The organism is Moheibacter stercoris, from assembly GCF_040545805.1.
Classification (GTDB): domain Bacteria; phylum Bacteroidota; class Bacteroidia; order Flavobacteriales; family Weeksellaceae; genus Moheibacter; species Moheibacter stercoris.
Genome location: NZ_JBEPMO010000035.1, coordinates 1 through 1961 on the forward strand (window position 1 = coordinate 1; position 1961 = coordinate 1961).

At 33.7% G+C, this 1961-nt stretch carries 2 protein-coding genes; both read right to left on the reverse strand.

Annotated features, from left to right (window positions below; genetic code table 11):
* Positions 1-158: 158 nt before the first annotated feature.
* Positions 159-596, reverse strand: coding sequence for a hypothetical protein (locus ABID46_RS13480; protein WP_354510982.1), 438 nt, complete (start codon positions 594-596; stop codon positions 159-161).
* 110 nt (positions 597-706) lie between these two features.
* Positions 707-1720 (reverse strand): 3-oxoacyl-ACP synthase III family protein, encoded by a 1014-nt coding sequence (locus tag ABID46_RS13485; protein ID WP_354510984.1) that lies wholly within the window; start codon positions 1718-1720, stop codon positions 707-709.
* Positions 1721-1961 lie beyond the last annotated feature (241 nt).

The window sequence follows — 1961 nt, forward strand, 5'->3', positions numbered from 1 at the left end:
GTGTTTATCTTTATAATAACATTAGACCACATCTAAGTCTTAATATGGAAACTCCAGAAAAAAGACACAAAAAAATCCGAAGAAATAAAATCTCTTCGGATCTAAATTATAGTTAATAACTGTCAATCTATTTTAGGACTAGTCATCTATTTTAGATCTTAATCACGAATATATTTAACCGTAACTTCAAGATCACCATATGTACCATAAGTCATCCAATATTTTAAAACCAATTGGTTTGCGTCAACCGAAACAACTTGTTTGTCATTTAAACCTTCAACGCTAATAACTTCGTTGTTCCATGTTCCAACATGGTGAACCTCAGTACATACCTCATTTACTTTATTTTCAACTTCTACATCTGCAGAATTATTGGCTCTTAACTCAATTTCATCTACGTCACAACCAGCTGTAATAGCAGAGAATGGAAACGTATGAGATGGACCATTTGGAATTGAATAACTTAATTCTACTGCTTTCCAATCACCTACCATAGGATTAGTATTAATAGGTGTTGAAGAGTCATCATCACTGCTACATGCTACGAAACCGAAACTTGCTAATCCTAAAATAGATGCGAATATTAATTTTTTCATTCTTTAAAATTTTTTAGCAAATTTAGACTAAATAAAAATAATCTAAAAATGTATTTCCATAAAAAAAGTCGATCAAACAATCGACTTTTAACTATATAACCATTTGATTCTTAAAATCTCATCAATACAGATCCCCAAGTAAATCCACTACCAAAAGCAGTCATACAGACCAAATCTCCTTTTTGGATTCTACCTTCGGCATATGCTTCACTCAATGCAATTGGAATAGATGCCGCAGTGGTATTTCCATATTTTTGTATGTTGTTATAGACCTGATCATCTCGTAATCCCATTTGCTTTTGCACAAATTGACTAATGCGTAAATTGGCTTGGTGAGGAATGAATAATTTCAAATCTTCCAATTTCTCTCCAGATGATTCGAAAGCTTCTTTTATAGATTCTGGAAAACGGGTTACAGCATGCTTGAAAACAAAATTTCCATTCATATACGGATAAATTTGTTCCGGAGTTAAGGTATTTCCTTCTTCTAGCATCACGTCTGACCATCCCAATTTCGTTCCAGGAAATAAAACAGCTAATTCTTCTGCATATTGACCTTCACTATGCATATTGCATGCTAAAATTCCTCTATTTGGTTCATCTGATGCCGAAACAACTACTGCGCCCGCACCATCTCCAAAAATTACAGAAACACCTCTACCGCGTGTAGTCATATCCAATCCAAAAGAATGATTCTCTGCACCAACCACCAAAATATTTTTATACATTCCCGCTTTGATGTAGGCATTGGCAGTTGCCAAAGCATATATAAAACCTGAACATTGGTTACGAACATCCAATGCTCCAATGGTATCACAGCCTAAATTCTTCTGCAAAATAACACCGCATCCAGGGAAATAATAATCAGGACTTAAGGTTGCAAATAAAATAAAATCAATGTCTTTGGCTGTTAAACCTGCATTTTTAATTGCTATTTCAGCGGCTTTGGTCCCTAAATCAGAAGTGGTAATTCCAGAATGTTTTCCTAAATGCCTTCTTTCTTTGATTCCTGTACGCTCTTGAATCCACTCGTCATTTGTGTCCATTACCTTTGCCAAATCATCGTTGGTAACAATATTTTCTGGCACATAATGTCCAATCCCGGTTATTATTGCGTGTTTCATTTTGTTTGTTTTTTGAGTTTGCAAATTTAGTCAAATTATCATTTTATAAAGATAAGTTTTTCACAACCTAAACATTTCAAATTCATAGATTTAAATTTAAAAACAAAAAAACCTGCTATTATGCTAGCAGGTTTTTTTGTTTTATGATTGTCTCGTCCTGAAATAATGATACAAAAAAAAAGAATCATTATGAAAGAAGAGACAAATTATCAAAAGCGTACCCAACGCGATTACACCATGA